At 65.6% G+C, this 23,987-nt stretch carries 20 protein-coding genes; 5 read left to right on the top strand and 15 right to left on the bottom strand.

Features of this window, described 5'->3' with window-relative positions:
- Positions 1 to 14: 14 nt before the first annotated feature.
- The 10 genes from F1193_RS05065 to F1193_RS05110 form a co-directional block, all read right to left on the bottom strand.
- Positions 15 to 959: a glycosyltransferase family 2 protein gene (locus tag F1193_RS05065; RefSeq protein ID WP_150096588.1), complete on the bottom strand. Its 945-nt coding sequence runs from the start codon at positions 957 to 959 to the stop codon at positions 15 to 17.
- 2 nt (positions 960 to 961) lie between these two features.
- Positions 962 to 2,473: an oligosaccharide flippase family protein gene (locus tag F1193_RS05070; protein WP_150096589.1), complete on the bottom strand. Its 1,512-nt coding sequence runs from the start codon at positions 2,471 to 2,473 to the stop codon at positions 962 to 964.
- Positions 2,473 to 3,216 carry a cephalosporin hydroxylase family protein gene (locus F1193_RS05075; RefSeq protein ID WP_210247297.1) on the bottom strand — a complete coding sequence of 248 codons (744 nt, stop codon included), beginning with the start codon at positions 3,214 to 3,216 and terminating at the stop codon, positions 2,473 to 2,475. The genes F1193_RS05070 and F1193_RS05075 overlap by 1 nt, the downstream gene beginning before the upstream one ends.
- A gap of 38 nt (positions 3,217 to 3,254) precedes the next feature.
- Positions 3,255 to 3,911, bottom strand: a complete 657-nt coding sequence (locus F1193_RS05080; RefSeq protein ID WP_150096591.1) for a NeuD/PglB/VioB family sugar acetyltransferase — start codon at positions 3,909 to 3,911, stop codon at positions 3,255 to 3,257.
- A complete protein-coding gene (locus F1193_RS05085; protein WP_150096592.1) occupies positions 3,896 to 5,026 on the bottom strand; it encodes a DegT/DnrJ/EryC1/StrS family aminotransferase in 1,131 nt (376 codons plus the stop codon). The genes F1193_RS05080 and F1193_RS05085 overlap by 16 nt, the downstream gene beginning before the upstream one ends.
- On the bottom strand, positions 5,023 to 6,249 hold the full coding sequence (locus F1193_RS05090) for a class I SAM-dependent methyltransferase (RefSeq protein ID WP_210247298.1): 1,227 nt from the start codon (positions 6,247 to 6,249) through the stop codon (positions 5,023 to 5,025). Before F1193_RS05090 ends, F1193_RS05085 begins: the two co-directional genes overlap by 4 nt.
- A complete protein-coding gene (locus F1193_RS05095; protein WP_246164145.1) occupies positions 6,246 to 6,743 on the bottom strand; it encodes a dTDP-4-dehydrorhamnose 3,5-epimerase family protein in 498 nt (165 codons plus the stop codon). The genes F1193_RS05090 and F1193_RS05095 overlap by 4 nt, the downstream gene beginning before the upstream one ends.
- A 50-nt stretch (positions 6,744 to 6,793) precedes the next feature.
- On the bottom strand, positions 6,794 to 7,885 hold the full coding sequence (rfbG, locus tag F1193_RS05100) for a CDP-glucose 4,6-dehydratase (protein WP_246164132.1): 1,092 nt from the start codon (positions 7,883 to 7,885) through the stop codon (positions 6,794 to 6,796).
- A complete protein-coding gene (rfbF, locus tag F1193_RS05105) occupies positions 7,867 to 8,640 on the bottom strand; it encodes a glucose-1-phosphate cytidylyltransferase (RefSeq protein ID WP_150096594.1) in 774 nt (257 codons plus the stop codon). The genes rfbG and rfbF overlap by 19 nt, the downstream gene beginning before the upstream one ends.
- 287 nt (positions 8,641 to 8,927) lie before the next feature.
- Positions 8,928 to 10,433, bottom strand: a complete 1,506-nt coding sequence (locus F1193_RS05110) for a sugar transferase (protein WP_150096595.1) — start codon at positions 10,431 to 10,433, stop codon at positions 8,928 to 8,930.
- Between the two features lie 581 nt (positions 10,434 to 11,014).
- Here F1193_RS05110 and nusG point away from each other — a divergent pair.
- Positions 11,015 to 11,515 carry a transcription termination/antitermination protein NusG gene (nusG, locus tag F1193_RS05115; protein WP_170263382.1) on the top strand — a complete coding sequence of 167 codons (501 nt, stop codon included), beginning with the start codon at positions 11,015 to 11,017 and terminating at the stop codon, positions 11,513 to 11,515.
- Positions 11,516 to 11,635: 120 nt separating this feature from the next.
- A complete protein-coding gene (locus F1193_RS05120) occupies positions 11,636 to 12,727 on the top strand; it encodes an AI-2E family transporter (protein ID WP_150096597.1) in 1,092 nt (363 codons plus the stop codon).
- A gap of 146 nt (positions 12,728 to 12,873) precedes the next feature.
- Here the strand turns inward: F1193_RS05120 and fabI are convergent, their stop codons facing one another.
- From fabI to F1193_RS05145, 5 genes are all read right to left on the bottom strand, one after another.
- Positions 12,874 to 13,656 (bottom strand): enoyl-ACP reductase FabI, encoded by a 783-nt coding sequence (fabI, locus tag F1193_RS05125; RefSeq protein WP_150096598.1) that lies wholly within the window; start codon positions 13,654 to 13,656, stop codon positions 12,874 to 12,876.
- A gap of 15 nt (positions 13,657 to 13,671) precedes the next feature.
- The gene (locus tag F1193_RS05130) at positions 13,672 to 14,874 is read right to left on the bottom strand and encodes an acetate/propionate family kinase (protein WP_150096599.1); all 1,203 of its coding nucleotides are present in this window, start codon (positions 14,872 to 14,874) and stop codon (positions 13,672 to 13,674) included.
- A gap of 5 nt (positions 14,875 to 14,879) precedes the next feature.
- On the bottom strand, positions 14,880 to 15,866 hold the full coding sequence (locus tag F1193_RS05135; protein WP_150096656.1) for a phosphate acetyltransferase: 987 nt from the start codon (positions 15,864 to 15,866) through the stop codon (positions 14,880 to 14,882).
- Between the two features lie 110 nt (positions 15,867 to 15,976).
- Positions 15,977 to 18,178, bottom strand: coding sequence for a DUF3141 domain-containing protein (locus F1193_RS05140; protein ID WP_150096657.1), 2,202 nt, complete (start codon positions 18,176 to 18,178; stop codon positions 15,977 to 15,979).
- 486 nt (positions 18,179 to 18,664) lie between these two features.
- The gene (locus F1193_RS05145; RefSeq protein WP_150096600.1) at positions 18,665 to 19,117 is read right to left on the bottom strand and encodes a hypothetical protein; all 453 of its coding nucleotides are present in this window, start codon (positions 19,115 to 19,117) and stop codon (positions 18,665 to 18,667) included.
- A 14-nt stretch (positions 19,118 to 19,131) separates the two neighbouring features.
- On the opposite strand from F1193_RS05145, the gene F1193_RS05150 reads away from it, so the two are divergent.
- The 3 genes from F1193_RS05150 to F1193_RS05160 are packed head-to-tail and all read left to right on the top strand — an operon-like array spanning position 19,132 to position 23,745.
- Positions 19,132 to 19,365: a hypothetical protein gene (locus tag F1193_RS05150; RefSeq protein WP_150096601.1), complete on the top strand. Its 234-nt coding sequence runs from the start codon at positions 19,132 to 19,134 to the stop codon at positions 19,363 to 19,365.
- 3 nt (positions 19,366 to 19,368) lie between these two features.
- Positions 19,369 to 20,529, top strand: coding sequence for an efflux RND transporter periplasmic adaptor subunit (locus F1193_RS05155; protein WP_150096602.1), 1,161 nt, complete (start codon positions 19,369 to 19,371; stop codon positions 20,527 to 20,529).
- Positions 20,530 to 20,532: 3 nt separating this feature from the next.
- Complete coding sequence (locus F1193_RS05160) at positions 20,533 to 23,745, top strand: efflux RND transporter permease subunit (protein WP_150096603.1); 3,213 nt, start codon at positions 20,533 to 20,535, stop codon at positions 23,743 to 23,745.
- The last annotated feature ends 242 nt before the right edge of the window (positions 23,746 to 23,987 follow it).

The raw sequence follows: 23,987 nt of genomic DNA on the forward strand, positions 1-23,987 counted from the left end.
TTTATCCAGCCAAATTACGAACGCCGTCGATTAGCTCTATTTGGTAACGTTATAAACTCTATTATATCTGATTTTATACTGTTAATTATTATACATACCGCTATTATTTCTAATTTAACAAATATCGATATATTGGCAGCAACGATGATATTTAACAAACTTATTCTAGTTTTTACGTAGTCAATATTTCTTATAATTATTCTTAATATTGCTGCTTTGCGGATTTTATTTTTCATTATTTGCTTTGATTCCGACGCATCTCTTATGCGGTATTTACGTAAAACATATGGAATTGACACTATTTGTCCATATGTGGCAATGATCGCCATAATTTTTGTATCTGTGCAGTCAATTTGATCTTTATCACGTAACGCCTTTAAGGCTCCCTTGACAACTTCAGTCCTCATCAAGCCGTATATACTAAAGTACGGCCTATCTGGAAAGCATGGGAAGATAAAGAATCTTCGGCGCCGGCGTCGCCACGGGACAGCGGCGCGAATGCTTTCTAGCTTCACATATTCCAGATGCACGCCGTAACTATCTACTACAATACTATCGCCAGATACCGCAACAACCGCCAAGTTTTTATCAAGATATTCTGACGTGTCTTGTAAAAAATCTGGCAACAATGCGTCGTCGTGAGCTAAAAATGCAAAATATTCTCCGCGCGCATGCGCTGCCACGAATTCGAAGTTGCGAATCATTCCAATGTTAGCGCCCTGCCGAATATAATGAAATCGTGGATCTTTACGACATATCTTTTCGCATATCTCTTCCGTGGCGTCTTTCGATGCATTGTCTGAAATTATGACTTCAAAGTCGTTAAAATTCTGTGCTAACACTGATTCTAAAGCTTCTTGAATATATTGCGCGCCGTTGTGTACAGGTACTCCGATTGATACTTTGGGACGAGCGCTCATATGCTGACATTTTTCTTCCGCCATGATTTGCGATGTCATCGTTACCTCACATACCCCTCGCGCACCCGCCCCCACTGAACCGCCACCCGCCGGCGCACCAGCGGGGCGGCGGCAGCGGCGGCCATGAGGGCGCAGCAGCCGTAGAGAACGAGCAGGCCGGCATCCGCCACGCGGCCGATGGGATCAGGCGCCAAGGCGCGGCAGGCGAGCGCGGTGGCTGCGGCCGCAGCCAGAGGTGCTGCGACATCCTCGCCGTACCAGCGCCATTTGTCGTTCGGCAGCAGCCGGCGGTGCATCAGGCCGATGGCGATGGTGACATAGCCCGTGGTGAGCGTGACCCAGATCCAGGCGGCCCCTATGCCGCCGAACGCCGGCACCACCACCAGAAGCGCCGGCACCAGGACAATCACCGCCGCCGTATTGACCTTGAAGGTCAGCGACGTCCATCCGTGCGCGAGCTGCAAATTATAGGGAATGAACATGAAGCCGTGCAGCAGGCTGCCGAACGCCAGCACCCGCAGAATGGGCGCGACCTCCGCGGCAAGGGCAGCATCGCCGGTCCAGATCGCCACGATCCGCTCGCCGAACAGGATCAGCATCATCGCCGCCGGCGCCAGCATCACCGTCACCAGCTGCGCGCCCAGATGATAGGTCTCGCGCAGCGCCGCCTGATCGCCTCTGGCGACGAGCTGTGTGAAGCGGGGGTAGAAGGCGTTCGAGATCGGCCCCACCATCAGATAGAGGGCACCCGCCAATGTCGCGGCCAGCGCATAATGGGCGAATTCCTCCAGCGGCAGCAGGCGCGACAACAGTGTCTTGTCGACCTGCGTCAGCAGCAGCGCCATCAACGTGATGCCGACCATGCCGGCGGCGAAGCGGCCGACCTCGCGCAGGGCCGCAACCGAGAAGCGGGCGAAGCGGCCGATCGCCGGCAGAACGCGATAGACGCAGATGTGGAGCACCACCACCGAGAGCGCTGCGACTGCCATCTGCCAGATGAAGAAGGCCTCGATGGTCGGCGACACGAAGGCCAGAACGCCGATGACGCCGACATTGCGCAGCGTGACCATCGTGCTGGTCACCGCGTTCTGCAGCACCTGGCGCTGCAGGCCACTGAGGGCGCTGACATAGACGCTCTCGATGAACGACAGCCCCACCACGCCGCCCATGATGGCGATCGCCTGCGCCACGGTCTCGGCCGGCAGGCCCCGCGCATTCAGCCAGCCTGTCGCGATCCAGCCCGAGGCAGCCCACATCGCCGCCGCGGCAGCAACGGCGATCCCCAACGCAATCAGCTCGATGCTGCGCAGCAGGTCACGGATATGCTCGGCGCTGCGCTCGCCGCCGAGAAAGCGCGCCATCTCGCGATTGAGCGCCGGCCGCAGCCCCATGTCGAACAGGCTGAGCCACGCCAGGAGAACCGCATAGACCGCGATCAGCCCGTAGGCCTCGACGCCGAGATAGCGGATGTAGACGGGAATGAAGGCGAAGGCGAGCAGCCCCCGCCAGGCCTGACCGGCGAAGTTGGCCGCGACGTTGGCCTTGAGCGCCATCAGCCGATGCGCTTCAGATAGCCGTCAGGGGCCACGGTGATCAGCAGCTTGTTCTCGATCGATTTGTCGATCTCGAACTCGGGATGCGATTTCAGATACTGCCACACCGCCGTTTTCGGGTTGTCGCCCTTGCCCCAGGGGCGATCGGGGAAGAAGTCGTCGGGCAGGTCCTCGACCACGGTGTCGAACACCACGCAGTAGCTGTCGCGGCTGACGAGCGGCGCGTACGCCTCAAGCTCCGCCAGCACGTGGGCGTGGGTGTGGTTGGAATCGAGAAACACCATGATGCGCTCTGCGCTCTTCGCGCGCTCCTGCACCCGCGCCACCACGTCGGGCGCGATGGAGGACCCCTCGATCATCTCGATGCGGCTGCGCATGGGGTGCGCCTCAAGCGCCGCGCGATTGTGGGCGCGGATGTCGATGTCGAGGCCCAGCACCTTGCGCTTCGGAGATGTCGGATCGAGCGTCTCGCCGCGCCCCGCCGCGTCGGCATAATCGAGCAGCGCCAGGATCGAGGCGCTGAGCACCAGCGAGCCGCCATGGGCGATGCCGGTCTCGATGATGAGGTCCGGCTTGACCTGCCAGATGAGTTCTTGAACGGCGACAATGTCCTGGGGGAACTGAATAATTGGCCTTCCAAGCCAGTCATAGTTGTATGAATATTTGTACTTCGCGGTATTTTTGACAAATTCGATACCAAATTCGTTCAGAGAGCGATCTCCACCCAATTCAACAATAGTCATTGAGCGATTTTGCTTAAATTCGATGACAGCCTCAGACATCATTTCTCCCCCGTGAACTTAATAATGCGTCCTGGATTTCCTGCGACGACAGCCCGAGGAGGAACATCCTTGGTCACAACGGATCCAGCGCCGATAATGGCACCGGATCCGATACTCAATCGAGGCAGCACAACCGAACCAGCTCCGATGAATGCAAACGCGCCGACGTTTATGCACCCGCAAAGAACTGCGCCGGGGCCAATGTGAACGCCGTCGTCGATTTGTGTTTCATGGTCGACGACGGATCCATGGTTGATGATGCAAGCGTCACCGACGCCAACATCGGCCGCGACTGTTGCATTTGCTAACACTTGGCAACCTTTTCCGATGCGAACACTCGAAGAAACTATCGAGCCTGGATGGATAATCGAACTCACGTTGATCTCTGCATTCTCAAAATCTTTCTGTATACAAAGCCGGTCCCGCCCTCGGGCACCTCCAATTGCGACTATCCCACTATAGTCGGATGGATCGTTTATAATATTTCTCCACTCTATAAATCCATCCCACCCATGTCTCAATTCAACTCCGCTCAGGATACTTCTCGCTGAGCGGTCATTGTCGAATAGCGCTACGACCTGTCCGCCAATCAGGTTCACAAGTTCAGAGACAACCTTTGCATGCCCCGAGCTGCCCCAGATCACGAATTTGCGCATTTTTTTGAATTTGACATCAGAGTGTTGGCAACTATTTTCGTAACTAACCGCATCTCGGCAGTCTTCAAATCGTGAAACGTCGGAAGATTAATTCCCTGAAAAAATTGCCCGTAACTCACCCGGTTCTCTGGCTTTGAATGAAATGCTGGTAACATGCTCAGCGGCCAAAAGAACACTCGTCCGTCTATATTGTTTCTTTTGAACTCGATCAGCAGAGCGTCACGATCAAAGGCAACCCCTTCCTCCGCCACGATCGTCGGCATCCAGAACCCGTTCACTGTCCCGTCAGGCTCCGGATTCATTCGCAACGGCAGCCCGGCAAGTGCGGCCCTATAAAACTCGAACACCCGCCGCTTTCCGGCGATAAGCTCATCAATCCGCTCGACCTGCGCACAGCCAATCGCTGCTTCAATATTCGACATCTTGTATTTGAAGCCGATCATGTCAGGCCAAAACTGCTTGGTCTGGCTACGGGAACGTCCGTGATTGCTGAGCGTCAGAACCCTTTCGTAGAGGGCTTCGTCATTCGTGACGAACATCCCGCCTTCACCGGTGGAGACCGTCTTGGTGCCGTGAAACGAGAAGGTGCCGAACACACCCATGGAACCGGCGTGGCGGCCTCTCCACCGAGAGCCGATCGCCTCCGCGGCATCCTCAATGATCGGAATTCCATGCCGGCGGCCGATTTCCAGCAGCCGGTCCATGTCGCAGAGATTGCCATAGAGGTGCGTCGCGATAATGGCCTTGGTCCGCGGTGTGATGGCGGCTTCTGCGCAATCTGGGTCAATGCACCATGTGTCGGGAAGCACATCAACGAGGATCGGTGTCGCCCCGACATAGGTGATCGGCGCGGCCGTCGCGATCCAATTGATATCGGCGAGAATGACCTCATCTCCGACACCGACACCGAGACCGGCCAGCCCCATGTGCAAAGCGCCGGTGCAGCTCGATGTCGCAATGGCGTAGCGTGTCCCAACAAATGTCCGCCATAGATCCTCGAACCGATAGATATAGTCGTAGCAGTGCTCGCCCCAACCGTTCCGGGCAGCGTCCGTGGCGTACGCGACCTCCTTCTCGGTGATCGACGGCTTCGTATAGGCAATTCGACCGCTCATAACACGTCCAACTCCGGAACTGCCGTTACGAACCGACCGCCCCAGCCCGCCACGTCGCCGTGCGCCGCGGCGATTTCGTCCTTGAGGTTCCACGGCAGGATCAGCACGAAATCGGGTCGCTGCTCCGCCAGCGCTTGCGGCGGCAGGATCGGGATGTGGCTTCCCGGCAGGAAGCGTCCCTGCTTGGAGGGCGCCGCATCGCAGACGAAGGCGAGAAGGTCCGGCCGGATGCCGGCGAAATTGAGCAGGGTGTTGCCCTTGGCAGCCGCGCCATAGGCGGCAAAGGTGCGGCCTGCCCGCCTCTGCTCGACGAGAAACGACAACAGATCGAGCTTCACCCGCTCGGCCCGGCGCTGCAGGTCGCCATAATAGGCCAGTCCGGTGACGCCGGCGGCGCGCTCGCGCGCCAGCAATGCTTCCACACGCGGGCTCGCCGCGTGCGCCTGCGCCTCGCTGCGACAGGCAAAGACGCGCAATGAGCCGCCATGGGTCGGCAGCTCCTCGACATCGAACACCCGCAGGCCCTGGCTGGCAAAGATCGTCGTCACCGCATGCAGCGACAGATAGGAATAGTGTTCGTGATAGATGGTGTCGAACTGGCAGCCATCGACCAGCCGCGTCAGGTGCGGAAACTCGAAGGTCGCCACGCCCTCCGGCGCCAAGGCCTCGCGGAAGCCGGCGACGAAGTCGTTGATGTCGGGGACGTGCGCCAGCACGTTGTTGGCGGCGATGAGGTCCGCCGACCGGCGCGTTCCGGCCAATTGCCGGCCGGTTTCGGCGCCGAAGAACAGCTCGAGCGTCTCGATGCCCCTAGCGCGAGCCGCGGCGGCCGTGGACGCGGTCGGCTCGATACCGAGGCAGGGAATGCCGGCGGCCTGCACGAACTGCAGCAGATAGCCGTCATTCGAGGCGATCTCGACGACGAAGCTGTCGCCATTGAGGCCGAACCGCTCGATCATCGCCGCCACATACCGGCGCGCGTGCTCGACCCAACTCGCCGAGACCGACGAGAAATAGGCGTAGTCCGGCGTGAACAGTTCGTCCGCGCGATGATAGGCCGGTGCCTGCACCAGCCAGCAGCGATCGCACACCAGGGCCTTGAGCGGCGCGTAGAGCTCCGGCTCGCCAAGCTGATCGCGCGACAGATAGGCGTTCGACGGCGGCTGGTGACCGAGATCGACCAGCACATGATCGAGCGGTGCACCGCAGTGACGGCACTTCATGCGGCGATCCCCTCGAACGCATCGTCGAGCAGCGGATGGCCGCGGTCTCGCGTCGAGATGTCGGTGACCGGCAGCGGCCAGTCGATCGCCAGACCAGGATCGTCCCACCGCACTGCACCTTCGAGGGCCGGCGTATATGGGGCGGTGTGAAGGTAGAGCAGTTCGCTGTCCGGCTTGATCACCTGGAAGCCGTGCGCGCAGCCCTCCGGAATGAACAGCGCGTTCATGCGTTCGGCATCAAGCTCAGTCGCATGCCAGCGAAGGAAGGTCGGCGAACCGCGCCGGAGATCCACCGCAACGTCCCACACTTTTCCGCGCAGGCAGCGCACCCATTTGCCCTCCGCCTGTGGCGGATGCTGGAAATGCAGGCCGCGGATGGCACCGACCGTGCGCGTCAGCGAGTGGTTGATCTGGACGATCGGCCGATCGCGATGGGCGGCCGCCAGTTCATGCTGGCAGAACAGCCGCGCAAACTGCCCACGCTGGTCGCGCATCGGCACGACCTCGGCTTCGAAGACGCCCGGCAGTGGGGTTTCGAGGAGATTCATAGTGCCATGCACGGCACCAGGGATGCCTCGTAGGCGACGATCTGATCGAGAGAGCGCTCGATCAGCCGCCGCGGTGTTGCCTCCATGCTGTCGCGATACCACTCGATCGTCTCGCGAACCGAGCGGCGGAAGTCCCAGCGCGGGTTCCAACCCAGCCGTGTGCGGGCTCGGTCGATGCAGAGCGCGAGCCGCCCGGCCTCGTGTGGCTGGTTGGTGCGCGACACGTCCGTCCAGGAGCCGGGCCAATGCTGCAGGCTTTCCTCGACCAGTTCCCGTACCGTGCGTTCCGCATCCGCCAGTGGGCCAAAATTGAAGGCGTCCTGGAACTGCGGATCGTCGCTTCCGGCCAGCCGTTCGGCCAGCCGGATATAGCCGCCGAGCGGCTCCAGAACGTGCTGCCACGGCCGCGTCGCGTGCGGGTTGCGCACCTCGATGCCGCGGCCGGCACCGAGCGCCCGCACCATGTCGGGGACGATGCGGTTCTCCGCCCAGTCGCCGCCGCCGATCACATTGCCGGCGCGCACCGAGGCGATCCGCAACGGCGAGTCACCGTCGAGGAAGGACTGACGCCAGCAGTCGACGACGAACTCGGTCGCGGCCTTCGAGGCGCTGTAGGGGTCATGTCCACCGAGACGGTCCGTCTCGCGATAGCCGAACTGCCATTCCCGGTTCCGGTAGACCTTGTCGGTGGTGACGAGCACGGCAGCGCACGGCTTGTCGAGCCGCCGCAGCGCCTCAAGCACATGGGCTGTGCCCATCACATTCACCGCCCAGGTGTCGACGGGAAGACGATAGCCGCGCAGAACCAGCGACTGGGCGGCGAGGTGGAACACAATGTCGGGCGCCACCTCGGCGATCGTGTGCGCGACGGCCACCTGATCGCGGATATCCACCAGCCGGTGGTCGATCTCCCGGGCCAGCTTGAGCTGCTCGAACAGCGACGGCTCGGTCTCTGGCGGCAACGCCATGCCGATCACACGTGCGCCACGCTGCAGCAGCCACAGCGTCAACCAAGCGCCCTTGAAACCGGTATGGCCGGTCACAAGGACGGTTTTGTTTTTCCAGAAGTTCACGTCCAGCTCTTCCAAGGCGCGCGACCGGACTGCCACAGCTCTTCGAGAAGGTTCTTCTCGCGCAGCGTATCCATCGCCTGCCAGAATCCGCGGTGGCGGAACGCCTCAAGCTGGCCGGCGGCGGCGATCCTGGGCAGCGATTCGCCTTCGAAGCTGCTCGCGTCGCCATCAATGAAATCGATTGCCTTCGGTGACAGCACGAAAAAGCCGCCATTGACCCAGCCGCCTTCGCCTTGCGGCTTCTCGACGAAGCCGGTCACCTGGTCGCCCTCGGTGATCAGAGCGCCGTAGCGGCCGGCCGGCTCCACCGCCGTCACGGTGGCGAAGCGGCCATGCGTCTTGTGGAAGGCGATGAGGCCGGCGATGTCGATGTCGGCGAGCCCGTCGCCATAGGTGAAGCAGAACGCCTCCTCATCGGCCACATGGTCGCGCACGCGCCGCAGGCGGCCGCCGGTGAGGGTGTTTTCGCCGGTGTCGACCAGCGTCACCCGCCACGGCTCAGCATTGTTGCGGTGGATGATCCGCTCGTTGTTTTTCAGGTCGATCGTGACGTTCGACATATGCAGGAAGTAGTTCGCGAAATATTCCTTGATGACATAGCCCTTGTATCCGCAGCAGATGATGAATTCGTTCACCCCATGCGATGAGAATACCTTCATGATATGCCAGATGATGGGCCGGCCGCCGACCTCGATCATCGGCTTAGGCTTGAGGTGCGTCTCCTCCGAAATGCGTGTGCCAAGCCCGCCGGCCAGGATGACGGCTTTCATGTCGGTATTGGTGCCGAATGTTCTTGCGGAATGGGCGCGACCCGCCATCCCACGCTACCGCACTTCGGGTGAAGCGCTTTGGCTTCAGCCGTTGAGGTGCCGGGCGGCGCGCAAAGCGGGGCCGTGGCGGGCTGCAGCCGGGCAGGCCCGGCTGCAGCGTTTGGTGAGGCCGAGGTCTCGGCCTGGGACGGATGAAGGCTCCCGGCGAACGCGCCGCCGCCTCTGCCTTTCACCCGCGCGAAATCAGTTGCCTCCCGCCATGGCGTCGCCCGGCATCGCGGGACGCATCACGCCCGCACCTCCTGCAGCTCACGCCACGCCTGGGCGATGGCGTCCTCGGCGACACGCTCGCCGAACAGCACCATCGGGATGGTTCCCAGCAGGATGCGGAGATCGAGGGCGAGCGAGGCGTTGCGGACGTACCAGACGTCGAGCGCCGCCTTGTCCTCCGCGGAAATGATGCGGCCGCCCTTGATCTGCGCCCAGCCGGTGAGGCCGGGCCGCACGAGAAGGCGCGCCGAATGGCCGGCCGGCTGGTCGACCGGCAGCAGCGGCCGCGGCCCGACGAACGACATGTGGCCAAGCAGGATGCTGAACAGTTGCGGCAGCTCGTCGAGCCGGGTCCGCCGAAGCAGCTGGCCAATGGCCGACACCCGCTCGGCATCCGACCGGCGGCGGCCGCTGGCGTCGTGCGCCGCGCCCATGGTGCGGAACTTGTAGACCCGGAACGGGCGGCCGCGGCGCCCCGGCCGCTGCTGCCAGAACAGGACGGGCGAGCCCACGTCGGCGGCGACGGCGAGCGCCACGACTGCCATCACCGGCGCCAGGACGAGCAACAGTATCGACGACGCGGCGATATCGATGAGGCGCTTGACGGCCCAGTAGCGCGACCGCGCGAAGGGCCGCAGGCCGACGTCGACCCGCGCGTGGGGGGGCAGCGGTGCGGTTGGGGCCAGCGGCGCGGCGGCCGGCTGCGACGGCGCGGCGGCGAGGGTGGCGGCGGTGGGGGTGGAGGTGGCATCAAGGCCGCCGGCCCCCGTGGCCTCGCCATCGAGGCCCATCCTCTGGTCGAGGAATTCGAGCGCGATCGCGGAGCCGGCCTCAAGCGCGAGCAGAGCCCGCTGCGCGGCCTGCGGCAACTCGCGGAACGGCAGGGCGATGATCACGCGGTCGACGAAGACGCCGTGAACCTCCAGCGTGCGGATCACGTCGGAGACCTGCTCGGCGGTGCCAAGCACCGGGTGGGTGATGAGCACGCGCCCGACATTGCCGTGCGGATCGAGCACGCCGGCGACGTGAATGCGGTCCGGCGCGAAATCGGCGACGCAATGAAGATAGAGCTCGGCCAGCCGCGTCAGGCCGACCACCAGCACGGTCTCCGCCTGGTCGTGCAGCAGCGCCGGGCGGACGCGGGCCAGCCGGCACCGGCGGGCATGCCACATGCGCACGGCAATCCGCGCGCCGATGAGCACCACCATGATCAGCAGCGCCTGGATGATCGGCAGCGCCCGCGGCGTGCCGTCGAGCCGGGTGGCGACGAAGGCGAGGGCCACCGCGCCGATCACCGTGGCGCCGGTGGCGGCCACGATGTCGATGTAGTTGCGCATCGAGCTGTACTTCCACACAGCCCGTGTCACCCCGAACAGCGGGAAGGCGATGAGGGCGGTCCCGAGCGTGGCCAGGAGGTAGGGCAGGACGGCCGCAAAGCGATCCTCCGAGAACTCCAGGTTGTCCCTCAATAGAATCGCAAATACAGTCGCCGCCAGGATCAGCAACAGATCGATGACAAGCATGTATGCCGATCGCATCGTATGCCCCCGCCCCCGCGGCGCCCGTGGCGGTATCTCGCCCAGGTGGTGCCAAGCGGGGTGACACAACCAAAAATCCGCGCCTGCCGCAACATAAAATTTGTTTTCTCCCTTATTTGGTGCATTCGCGCGTCCACCCACAGCTTGCGGAGGCAGCCGGAAACCGCCCTTCCGGTCGCATCCGGACTGGGTGCTGTGCGCCGGCTACCGAATCAGACGCGCCGTGGCCCGCGCCGGCCGGCTGGCAAACGCGGATTCGCCGGCGGGCAAACCGGCCGGAATTGCGGACGTGACTCCGTCCGTCCGCACGCTTAAATTGCGACCGTCGTTCGCCCGCCCGACTGGCGGAACGGGGCGGCGCGGGCGGCAATCGTATCGGAGGCGATGACGCTGACGACGCTGGAGACGACGACGCCGAAGGCGATGGCGTTGAAGGCGATCCTCTCGACGGCAAGGATGAGGACGAGCGCGCGATGGAAGCTTTAGAACGAAGCGACTGCGCAACTGCGGTGACCGCCGGCTTCGCAGCCGGCAATCTGACGGGGCCGACGACGGACAATGTGCCCTTGGGCGCACGCTGGTATGTCGGCCACACGCTGCCGCGGAAGGAGGTGCTGGCGCGTACCAATCTGCTGCAGCAGGGGTTCGCGGCCTATCTGCCGCGGGTCCTGACCACAAGGCGCCACGCCCGGCGCTTCGAGGTGGTCAAGACGGCGCTGTTTCCGCGCTACATCTTCATCCGGCTCGACCTCGCGCGCGACCGCTGGCGGTCGGTGAACGGCACGATCGGCATTTCGCACATCGTGTCGTCGGGCGACCTGCCCTGCCCGGTTCCGGCCGGCATCGTCGAGGAGCTCAGCCGCCTGACCGGCGACGACGACATCGTCCATTTCGAGCCGGAGCTGGCGCCGGGCGACCGGGTGCGGCTGACCGGCGGCCCGTTCACCGGCGGGCTCGGCGTCCTGGAGCGGCTCGACGCCAGGGGGCGGGTGGAGATCCTCCTCGAACTGCTCAACGGCACGGTCCGTCTCAAGGTGGCGCGCGAGCTGATCGAGCCCATCCGCTGACATCCTGAGCGTTCAAGCCCCTTTTGCCGCGCAGTCCGAGCCGGTACCCTTGCGCGGCGCGGCCAGCCGGTTCGCGCCTGCGCCGGCCGGCGCGGATGACACTGACGCAAGGGGACAGTCGTGCAGGATGCGAAGTCGGAACAGGCGCACGGCACCCGGCTGATCATCGAGCGGGCGATCATCCTGGCGCTGCTGGGCGGGCTGCTTGCCGGCGTGGCGCTGATCCTGCGCCCGTTCGTCACCGCCATCCTGTTCGGCGGCACGCTGGCGATCGCCGCCTGGCCGTTGCGGGCGCTGATGGTCCGCCACGGCGTCCGGCCGGGCCTTGCCGCCTCGCTGCTGCTGGGCGTGGCGCTGGTGGTGATCGTGGTGCCGATCGTCGTGCTGGTTCCGAGCCTGTCGCAGCAGGTCGCCACCGCCACCGGGTTCGTGCACGATTTCACCACCAATCCGCCGCCGGCACCGGCGTTCCTCGCCCGCATTCCGCTCGTTGGATCCGACCTCGAATCGGCCTGGACGCGCATCATCGATGGCCAGGGCGATTTCCGCACCCTCGTCGCGCCCTACGCCGAAACGCTGCGCGGCTTCATGCTGGATGCCGCCAAGGCGCTGGCCGACAGCGTGCTGCAGCTCGTGCTGTCGCTGATCGTCGCGACCATGTTCTGGGCAAGCGGCGACACGCTCGGCGTGGCGATCCGCGACATTCTCGACCGGCTCGGCGGCAAGGCGGCGACGCGGTCGCTGGAGGTGGCGGTGGGCGCGGTGGCCGGCGTCGCCTATGGCGTGGTCGGCACCGCGGTGGTGCAGAGCGCGGTGATGGCGGTGGGCCTGGCGATTGCCGGCGTGCCGGGCGTGGCGCTGCTGAGCTTCCTCACGCTGCTGTTCGCCATCAGCCAGATCGGCGCTGTGCTGATGATCTTCGTGTGGGGCGGCGCGGCGTGGTGGCTGCTCGATGGCGGCGCCACCGGCTGGGCGGTGTTCATGGTGGTGTGGGGCCTGTTCGTCGGCACGGTGGACAATTTCGTGCGGCCCTGGCTGATCAGCTTCGGCGTCAAGATGCCGCTGGCGCTGGTCATTCTCGGCGTGTTCGGCGGCTTCGTCTCGTTCGGCTTCCTCGGCCTGTTCATCGGCCCGAGCCTGCTCGCCGTGCTGTTCACGCTGCTCGACCAGTGGCGCCGCCACGGCGACGACCGCGTGACGGCCGAGCCCTGAACCGCTCGGCATCAGCCGGGTGAAAACGTATCCGAAGCTCGTTCGACTTCACCCCTCACCCGCCTCGCGATCGTTCGATCGCTCGGCACCCTCTCCCACAAGGGGAGAGGGAAGAAGAAAGGCGAGCCGATCGACCGGAAACCGCCTCAATCGATGATGTGGTAGCCGCCATCGACATAGAGCGTCTCGCCGGTGATCAGGCGGGCGGCATCGTGGGCCAGGAACGCCGTGGCGAGGCCGACATCGTCGATGGTGACGAGCTGGCGGGCCGGCGCCTTGGTGCGGGCCTTCTCCAGAAGCTCGTCGAACTCGGGAATGCCGGAGGCGGCGCGGGTGGCGAGCGGGCCGGGCGAGATGGCATGCACGCGGATGCCGCCGGGGCCGAGCTCGGCGGCGAGATAGCGCACCGCCGCCTCCAGCGCCGCCTTGGCCACGCCCATGATGTTGTAGTGCTCCACCACCATCTGGCTGCCGTAATAGGTCATGGTGAACAGCGCGCCGCCATGGGTCATCAGCGGCTCGGCCAGGTGCGCCATGCGGATGAACGACCAGCACGAAACGTCCATGGTGGTGAGGAAGCCGTCGCGGCCGACATCGATCACCCGGCCGCCCAGCGCCTCCTTGGGCGAAAACGCGATCGAGTGCACCAGGAAATCGAGCCGGCCCCAGGTCTTGGCGATCGTCTCGAACACCGCCTCCATCTCGCCGGGCTTGGCGACATCGAGCGGCATGAAGATCGGCGCCTCGACCTCGCGCGCCAGCGGCTCGACGTAGGGCTTGGCCTTGTCGTTGAGATAGGTGACCGCAAGCTCGGCACCGAGCGCGCGGAACGCCTTGGCGCAGCCCCAGGCGATCGACTGGTCGTTGGCGATGCCGACGATCAGGCCACGGCGGCCCTCATGGATGCGGACCTTGTAGGCGGGGATCATGGGCGAGTCCCTCCCTCAGCATCTTCCCTGCGCCGTCACCACGGCGAGCGTGTGGCGGGCGATCATCAATTCCTCGTCGGTCGGCATGACCAGCACGGGGATGCGGCTGTCGGGGGCCGAGATGCGCAGGTCGCGCCGCGCATTGGCGGTGACGTCCAGCCTGACGCCGAGCCAGGCCAGCCGCTCGGCGACGCGGGCGCGGATCGACGCTGAATTCTCGCCGATGCCGGCGGTGAACACGAAGGCGTCGAGCCCGCCAAGCGCCGCCGCCAGCATGCCGGTTGAGAGCGCGATGCGGTAGACGAAATAGTCGACGGCGAAGGCTGCGCGCGGATCGTCGCTGGCCTCAAGCTCGCGCATGTCGTTGCTGATGCCCGACAGACCCTTGAGCCCGCACTCATGATAAAGAAACCGCTCGATGGCGGCGGCATCCCAGCCCTTGCCGGACATCAGGTGCAATATCACGCCGGGGTCGATCTGCCCCGGCCTTGTGCCCATCGGCAGGCCGTCGAGGCCGGTGAAGCTCATCGTGCTGTCGATGCTGCGCCCGCCATCGAGCGCGCACATTGAGGCGCCGCTGCCGAGATGGGCGACGACCACACGGCCGCGGGCGATGTCGGGCGCCACCGCCGGCAGGCGGCTGGCGATGTATTCGTAGGACAGGCCGTGGAAGCCGTAGCGGCGCACGCCCTCCTCATAGAGCGCCAGCGGAATGGCGAAGTGGTCGGCGAGCGGGCCGTGGCTGCGGTGGAAGGCGGTGTCGAAGCAGGCGACCTGCGGCAGATCGGGCCGGCGCGCCGCCAGCACGCGGATCGGCGCCAGATTGTGCGGCTGGTGCAGCGGCGCCAGCGGAATGCAGCGCTCCAGCGCCGCCAGCACCTCGGGCGTCACCAGCCGCGGCTGGTCGCCGGCCGGGCCGCCATGCACGACGCGATGGCCGACCGCGAACAGATCGACGTGCTGCTGCGTGCTGCGCAGCCAGTCGGCGGCGACAGTCATGGCCGTCGCCATATCCGGCATCTCGTCGGTCGAGAAGGTCCGGTCGGTCGCCGCCGAGCCATCCCAATTGACGGCGCGCAGCCGCGGTCGCGAGCCGACGCCGTCGACCTGCCCCTTGAGCTGGCGCTTGAGGCCCGACGCGCCTTGTTGCGGATCGACTTCGAACAGCTGGAATTTGAGGCTGGAGGAGCCGGCATTGACGACGAGGATGGTCTGCATCGAAGCTATCCGGGCGGCACGGCGAGGGTGTGCCGGCGCGCATGCGCATAGAGCACGGCGACGGCGCAGGAGGCCATGCGCGTGCGCACCGAATCGGCGCGCGAGGTGAGGATGATCGGCACGCGCGCCCCCAGCACGATGCCGGCGGCATCGGCGTGGGCGAGGAAGGTGAGGTTCTTGGCCAGCATGTTGCCGGCTTCGAGATTGGGCACCACCAGGATCTGGGCGCGGCCCGCCACCTCGGAGCGGATGCCCTTGATCTTCGCCGCTTCGGGGTCGATCGCATTGTCGAAGGCGAGCGGCCCGTCGAGAATGCCGCCGGTGATCTGGCCGCGCTCGGCCATCTTGCACAGCGCCGCCGACTCGATGGTCGAGGGGATCTTGGTGGTCACCGTCTCGACCGCCGACAGCAGCGCCACGCGCGGCGTGCCGAGCCCGATCTGGGTGTAGAGGTCGATGACGTTCTGGACGATGTCGCGCTTCACGTCGAGATCGGGCGAAATGTTGATCGCCGCGTCGGTGATGAACAGCGTCTCGGGATAGGTCGGCACGTCCATGATGAAGACGTGGCTGATCCGCCGCTCGGTCCGCAGGCCCGTGGCCGACGCGGTCACGTAGCGCATCAGTTCGTCGGTGTGCAGGCTGCCCTTCATCAGGAGTTCGCCCCGCCCCTCGCGGATCAGTTCGACCGCCTTCTGGGCGGCGGCCTCGCTGTGGGGGACATCGACCAGCTCGAAGGCGCCGATGTCGAGCCCGTGCGCCTTGGCGACCGCGGCGATCTTGGCCTTCGGGCCGACCAGGATCGGCACGATGATGCCGGCTTCGGCCGCCTCGACCGCCCCGCGCAGCGAGGTCTCGTCGCAGGGGTGGGCGACCACGGTGTTGATCGGCTGCTGCTCCCTGGCGAGCGCGATCAGCCGCTCATATTTGGCGTGGCGCGGATGCGAGGCGGGCGCAACCTCGGCTTCCGCCCCCAGCGCGTCGTGTGCCATCGAGACGTCGGACGCGGTCATGGACCTCGCCTCCCTGTGATGCCGGCGGCCAGGATGGAAACGGCCGACCGGTGACGCGCCGGGCCGCAGATCCGTGGCCGGACGGCCGGTCAGACGCTTCGGAGAAACGGCTTGCCGCTTCCCGACGTCGCCTCCTTCAGCGCCGGCCCGCCGCCTTCGAAAATGCGGGCGATCCGCTGCAGCCGCGCCTTCGATTCGCCGTCGATGTCGCCCGCGGCGGCCAGCACCTCGCGGATGATTGCCATCGCCTTGGCGCGCGCCGCGGCATCCTGCGGCAGCATCGCCGGCAGGGCGGCGATGGCACCGTCGGGATCGATCAGCAGCAGGAAGAACTGCTCGCGCACGAGCGCCTTGAAGTCCTGCAGCGAGATCGGCGGCATGTCCTCCTGGCTGCGCCGGATGCGGCGCACCATCTCGAAGCCGCGCTCGTCCACCGAGGCGCGCGGCATGCCGACATAAAGCAGCGCGCGGACCACCGCCTCGCGCAGCCCGCCCTTGCCGATGTGCGATTTCAGCTCGGCGATCCGCCGCTCCACCAGCTCGCGGTGCAGCGCGCTCTTGCCCGCCTTGCGCAGCGGACGTTCGGACGACGGATCGATGCCGACCATCGCCTGCACGACCGGCGAGCCATAGATCGCCTTGAACAGCGTCTCGCTGAAGCTGTCGCGGGCGTCGCGCCAGGCATTGAGCCCGGCGATGATCTGGCGCGACATGGTCTCCTGCAGCGTGAGGAACGGATTGTCCTTGCCGGCTTCGACCCGGTTCTCGCGCACCAGATCGGCTGCCGGCGCCAGCATCGCCGCGAGCGGATTGGCGTCGGACATCGCCTCGTACTGGACCCGCAACGGGTGCAGGCGATACATCAGGTCGGCCGCCTGCGCGGTGACGGCGGCGCGCACGAAGGGCTGGGCGAAAGTGCGGTAGAGCGCGAGATTGATCTCCGACACCCGCGCCGCCGCGGCGAAGCTGCGGTCCTCGGCGACGTCGTTGCCGCCCAGCGCGCGGATGTCGTCGAGGGTGCGCGCCTCGCAGCGCATGATCCAGTCGCCGTGCGCGAGATCGGGATTGGCGGTGTCGGCGGATTTGGTCTCGAACACCGCCTCGTAGAGGCCGGGCGGCAGCACGTCGATCAGATCGATATTGCTGGCGAATTCGCCATGCTCCTTGCGGGCCACGCCGCCGGATACGAAAATGCCGAGGTGGCCGACCTTCTCATGCACCGAATAGACGATGGTCTGGCCGTAGCAGCGGATTTCGTTCACGTCGTCATAGAGGTCGAGAATCCAGCCCAGCGCCTGCTGCGGCGGAGTGATGTTGTCGCCCTTGGAGCAGAACACGATGATCGGCGAGCGGATGTTGCGCAGGTCGATCGCCGTGCCGTTCGACGACTTGACCTCGCCGGCGGCGAGCTTGTTGCCGACGAACAGCTCGTCGACGATGAACTGCATCTCCTCGGCGTTGAGGTTGACGTGGCCGCCCCACCAGCGCTCGAAGCCGAGATAGTGCGGCGCCTCGGTGTCGACCTTGGCGAACAGATTGTACGGCTTGGACCACAGCGTGTTGGCGGGGTTGAGGTTCTCGAAGTTCTGCACCAGCCAGGCGCCGTCGAAGCGGCCGTGCCCGAGATCGCCGGTCAACGCCGCAAGCCAGCTGCCGCCGAGCAGGCCGCCGGAATAGCGCATCGGGTTGAGGCCGCTCTGGCCGGTCCAGTAGGAGAGCGGCGAGCCGGCGACGATGATCGGACCGAACAGGTCCGGCGCCACCGCGGCCAGCATCATCATCGCCCAGCCGGCCTGGCAGTTGCCGATCACGCACGGCTTGCCGTCGACGTCGGGATGGCGCTCGATCACCGTTTTGAGGAAGACCGCCTCGGCGCGGGCGACGTCCTCAATGGTCTGGCCCGGCATCGGATCGGGCAGGAAGCCGACGAAATAACAAGGATGGCCGGCGCGCAGCGCCACGCCGATCTCGCTGTCGGCCTTGAAGCCACCGATCCCCGGCCCGTGGCCGGCGCGCGGATCGACGACGACGAACGGCCGGAGCTTGGAATCGATGGTCACGCCCTCGGGCGGAATGATGCGCACGAGACCGTAATTGACCGGCCGCTCCAGCGTGCGCCCGTCGACGATCAGCTCGGCCTCATAGTCGAGCACGTGGGGGGCGGCCATCGCCATGTGCTCGCGATAGACATTGCCGCGCTGGCGCATGACGTCCCAGAACAGCACCGTGCGCTGGGACAGGTCGACCATGTATTCGAACGCCGCCGCCATCGGGTTGAGCGCCACCGCCATGGGATCGTGGGCAAACGGGTAGCGGCTCGCGCTTTGACCGGGCGCGGTCTCGGAGGGTGTCGTCTCGGGGCGCCCGGCGGAGCCGGTGACGGCCCGCGTTCCCGTGACTTGCGTTCTGGCGACTTGCGTGCCGACGACTTGCGTGCCGACGACCTGGCCGGGGTCGGCCGGCCGGGATTCGGCCGGGACGGAATTGACGGAACCGGACTTGCGGTCCGCGGGCCTGCTGCGCTCGGGGGATTTGGGTCGATTCGCCGACATGCGCTTGCGCTCCTGCTGGAGGTTCAAGTCAGCGTGCTGTGCTCGGTCTTCGATCGATGACGCAACATGATGCGGGACGTTGCGGCGCGATGCCCTGCAGACTCATTGAAGCCGGCAAAGTTTCCGCTCCGCGCATCCCGTACTCCGGACGCTGCCCGTGACAGGCGTGTGACGAACCGAGGTGCTGCACGCTGGGGTCTTGAGCACGCCGGCCGCGACCGCCCCTCACCCCCAGCTCAGCGTCATTCCGATGTCACCCGGTATTCCGCCGGGAAAGTCGACAACCTCCACCCGCAGCCGATAGCCCCGCGACCGCATGTGCTTGTCCCAGAACTCGTAGAGCTCCTTGGGCAGGCCGGTGAGCGTGGTCTCCCACCCCGGCTCCTGGTTGTTGATGGCGCGGCCGCGATCGGTGCACAGTTCGTTGGGAAAGCGGAAGACCTGGGTCTCCGTCAGGCCGTTCGCCACCGCGCGGTTGATGATCGCGGCGGCGCGCTTGAGCCGTTCCTCGTCGTCGATGCCGGAGGGCCGCTTGAACCGGTCGAGCAGCGCGTGCTTCTCGGCCTCTTCATGCTCGCGGGCGCGGACGACCTGCATCGCCCGGTCCGCCTCGACCTGGGCGATCACCTTGCGGCAGTCTGCCGCGTTCGGCAGGAGATCATCCGCATTGGCGACCATGGCAATCTCCCCTGATGCTGCTGATTTCATTATTTCAGACGAAACGAATTATGCTACCAAAATCCGCACCGTTTCAAGCGGCGCACAGCCGCGTCATTTCCCTATGTTCATTAAATAATTATAGTTATTTCGCAAATGTCGGCGGTGCGGCCATGGTGTGGAACATCTCCAGCATTCGCAAGGCCGGCATTCGCAATGGCGGCTCAATGCCGGCCGACCGGCGTCACAAGGCCAAGGACGGAGACTGACGTATGCGGAGACTCTGCATCACCCTCTTGATGTGTGCCCTGGCCGTGCCGGCGCCGGTCCAGGCCAAGGATCAGGCGAAGGACCAGGCGAAGGACCAGCCCAAGGACCAAGCCCAAGGCCCAGCCCAGGGCAGCCCCGAGGTGCCGGTGGGCGTGGTCATGGCCGAGCTGAAGCCGGTCGCCCAGCAGGCGGGCTTCGTCGGCCGCGTCGAGGCGATGGACCGGGTCGACGTGCGCGCGCGCGTCAAGGGCTTCCTGGAGCAGGTGCGCTTCAAGGAAGGCGACGTCATCAAGACGGGCGACCCGCTCTACACCATCGAGAAGGGGCAGTTCCAGGCCGCCGTCGAACAGGCGCAGGGCGCGCTGGAGCGGGCCAAGGCCGCGCTGACGCTGGCCAGCCTGCAGCGGGCGCGCGCCGAGGATCTCTACGCCAAGAAGGTCGGCACCGAGGTGGCGCGCGACCAGACGGTCGCCGAGGAGACCGCGGCCAAGGGCGCCGTGCTGGCGGCCCAAGCCGACCTCGACAATGCCAACATCAACCTTGGCTATACCGACATCACCTCGCCGATCGTCGGCAAGATCGGGCGCACCATCATCACCAAGGGCAATGTGGTCGGCCCCGACAGCGGCGTGCTCACCACCATCGTCAGCCAGGACCCGATGTACGTCCTCTTCCCGGTGAGCCAGCGCGACTTCCTGCGCGCCGCCGAGCGCGGCGGCCGGCCCGACCTCACCGGCATCAAGGTGCTCATCCGCTTCGCCGACGGCAAGCTCTACGATCAGGTCGGCCAGATCAACTTCATCAACGTCACGGTCGACCGCTCGACCGACACGGTGCTGGTGCGCGCCTCCATCCCCAACCCGCGCGGCGCGCTGATCGACGGCCAGTTCCTCCAGGTCGAGCTTGAGGCCGCAAAGCCCGAGGAGCAGGTGGTGGTGCCGCAGGCGGCGCTGATCGCCGACCAGCAGGGCCTCTACGTGTTCGTCGTCGAGGACGGCAAGGCGGTGGTGCGCCGCATCAAGGCGGGCGCCGAGGTGGGCGGCGACATGGTGATCTCCGAGGGGCTGAAGGCCGGCGAACTGGTCATCGTCCAGGGGCTGCAGGGCCTCAGGCCCGGCGCGCCGGTGCGCGCCACCCCGGTGCAGCCGGTCGGCCGGAGCTGACCGATGCTCTCCGCCATCTTCGTCGACCGGCCGCGCTTCGCCATCGTCATCGCCATCGTCACCACCATTGCGGGCCTGCTGTCGCTCGCCGCGATCCCGTTCGCGCAATATCCGGATATCGTCCCGCCGCAGGTGTCGGTCACCACCAGCTATCCGGGTGCGTCCGCCGCCGTGGTCGAAGCCACCGTCGCCCAGCCGATCGAGGCGCAGGTGATCGGCGTCGACAAGATGATCTACATGAAGAGCGTCAGCGGCGACGACGGCAGCTATACGCTGCTGGTGTCGTTCGAGCTCGGCACCGATCCCGACATCAACGCGGTGAACGTCAACAACCGCGTTCAGGTCGCGCTGTCCAAGCTGCCGCAGGACGTGCAGCGCCAGGGCGTCACCGTCAAGAAGAAGTCCTCGGCGCTGCTCGGCGTGGTGGCGGTGTCCTCGCCCAAGCAGACCTACGACCCGCTGTTCATCTCGAACTACGTCACCATCAACCTGCTCGACCAGATCAAGAGCACGCCGGGCGTCGGCGACGCCACGCTGTGGGGTCCGCAGGACTATGCCATGCGCGCCTGGGTGGAGACCGACCGGCTCACCGGGCTCAACCTGACCACCGGCGACGTCATCAACGCCATCCAGTCGCAGAACGTGCAGGCCGCCGTCGGCCGCATCGGCGCGCGCCCGATCTCGAACGACCAGCAGCTCCAGCTCAACATCCAGACCAAGGGGCGGCTCGCCTCGGTGGAAGAGTTCGAGAACATCGTGATCCGCACCAATCCCGACGGGTCGGTGCTGCGATTGCGCGACATCGCCCGCGTCGAGCTCGGCGCCGCCAATCTCGACCGCGACACCAGCCTGAACGGCGCCCCGGCGGCGGCGATCGCCATCTACCAGACGCCGGGCGCCAATGCGCTCTCCACGCTCGCCGCGGTGCGCACCCTGCTCGGCGATCTCGAAAAGCGCTTCCCCGAGGATCTGACCTGGAAGATCACCTACGATCCCACCACCTTCGTCAAGGCCACCATCCACGAGGTGCAGAAGACGCTCGTCGAGGCCTTCGTGCTGGTGGTGCTGGTGGTGTTCCTGTTCCTGGGAAGCCTGCGCGCCACGCTGATCCCCACCATCGCCGTGCCGGTGAGCCTGATCGGCGCGTTCATCGTGCTCAATGCCATCGGCTATTCGGCGAACTCGGTGTCGCTCTTGGCCGTCGTGCTGGCGATCGGCATCGTGGTCGACGACGCCATCGTGGTGGTGGAGAATGTCGAGCGGGTGATGGAGGAGCATCCCGACCTCACGCCCGCCGAGGCCACCAAGAAGGCGATGACGGAGATCACCGCGCCGATCATCGCCATCACGCTGGTGCTGCTGTCGGTGTTCGTACCTGTCGCCTTCATCCCCGGCATTTCGGGTGAATTGTTCCGCCAGTTCGCGGTCACCGTCGCGGTGGCGATGTTCCTGTCGGCGATCAACGCGCTGACGCTCTCCCCCGCGCTGTGCGCCATGCTGCTGCGTCGCCACCATGGGCCGCGGCGCGGGCCGATCGGCTGGGTGATGCGCTCGATCGACCGCGTGCGCGATGCCTACGGCACGGCTGCGGCGCGGCTGGTGCGCATCTCGATCGTCGGCATCGTCGCGGTGGCGGCGGCGGGGATCGGTACGGTCGGCCTGTCCAAGATGACGCCCACCGGCTTCCTGCCGGAGGACGACCAGGGCGCCTTCTTCGTGGTGGTGCAGATGCCGGGCGGCGCCTCGGTGTCGCGCACCTCCGAGGTGGTGCGGCAGGCCGAGACCATGCTGCGCGCGGAGACCGCGGTCGCCGACTTCACCTCGGTGGTCGGCCTCAACTTCATCGACAACTATTCGCAGTCGAACGCCGCGTTCATCGTCGTGACGCTCAAATCGTTCGACGATCGCGCCGGCGATGACCAGACCGCATCCGCCATCATGGCGCGGCTCGCCCCGAAGTTCCGCCAGATCCAGGGCGGCACTGTGGTGACGCTGGCGCCGCCGCCGATCATCGGCCTGGGCACCGGCGGCGGCTTCGCCTATGTGCTGGAGGATCTGCAGGCCGGCGATCCCAAGGTGCTGGCGCAGGTGCTGCGCGGCCTGCTGATCGCAGCCAACCAGGATCCCAACCTGTCGCGGGTGTTCAGCACGTTCTCGGCCACCAACCCGTCGATCTATCTCGATATCGACCGCGACAAGGTGCAGGTGCTGGGCGTCCAGCTCTCCGACGTGTTCCAGGCGCTGCAGGCGACGCTCGGCGGCTACTACGTCAACGACATGAACCTGTTCGGCCGCACGTGGCAGGTGCAGGTGCAGGGCGAGGCGAGCGACCGCGTCAAGATCGACGACATCTTCCGGATCAACATCCGCAACAATGAAGGCAAGATGATCCCGATGCGCAGCCTCGCCGAGGTGCGCCTCATCGTCGGGCCGCCGTCGCTGATCCGCTACAACAACCGCCGCGCCGTCACCGTGCAGGGCGCGCCGGCGCCGGGCGTCTCCTCCGGCCAGGCGCTCGCCGCCATGGAGCAGGTGGCGGCCAAGACGCTGCCCGCCGGCTTCGCCGGCGAGTGGACCGACACCGCCTTCCAGGAGAAGCGCGCCGAGGGCAAGACCGGCATCATTCTCGGCTTCGCCGTGCTGTTCGCCTTCCTGTTCCTGGTGGCGCTCTATGAAAGCTGGACGATCCCGGTGCCGGTGCTGCTGTCGGTGGCGGTCGGCATCTTCGGCTCGTTCCTGGCCATCGTGATGGGCGGGCTGACGCTCGACCTCTACGGCCAGATCGGCATGGTCGTGCTGATCGGCCTCGCCGCCAAGAACGGCATCCTGATCGTCGAGTTCGCCAAGGAGCAGCGCGAGCGCGGCCTGCCGCTGCTGCACGCCGCAACCGAGGGCGCGCGCCTGCGGTTCCGCCCGGTGATGATGACGTCGTTCGCCTTCATCCTCGGCCTCTACCCGCTGGTGGTGGCCACCGGCGCCTCGGAACTGGCGCGCCGCCATGTCGGCACGCCGGTGTTCGGCGGCATGATCCTGGCCTCCTTCGTCGGCATCTTCGTCATCCCGCCGCTCTATGTGTTCTTCCAGGCGATCCGCGAGAAGCTGCGCCCGGGCGCGCGGCCGAAGGTGGAGATCCCGGCGCCCGGTACGGCAAAGCCCGAGGCCGAGCCGGCGGTGCCGGTGCCGGCCGCACCCGCGCCGAACGGCCCGGCGGATTGAGGAGCGGATCGAGAGTGGCGAGCTTGTTCTGACAACGATCCCGGCTCGGCGCTGCGCGCCGTCCGGGATGACGTGCGGGGGATGCGCGCAGGGAAAGGCTGTCGTCCCGGGCAAGCAGCCTTGGCTGCGCGACCCGGGACCGTCAGCAGGCTCGCACACTCGTCGTCCCGGCCAAGCGCCGCAAGGCGCGCGAGCCGGGACCGTCAGCAGGATGATGAGCTTGTTCTGAAAGCGATCCCGGC

It is taken from the genome of Blastochloris sulfoviridis (assembly GCF_008630065.1).
GTDB classification, from domain to species: Bacteria; Pseudomonadota; Alphaproteobacteria; order Rhizobiales; family Xanthobacteraceae; genus Blastochloris; species Blastochloris sulfoviridis.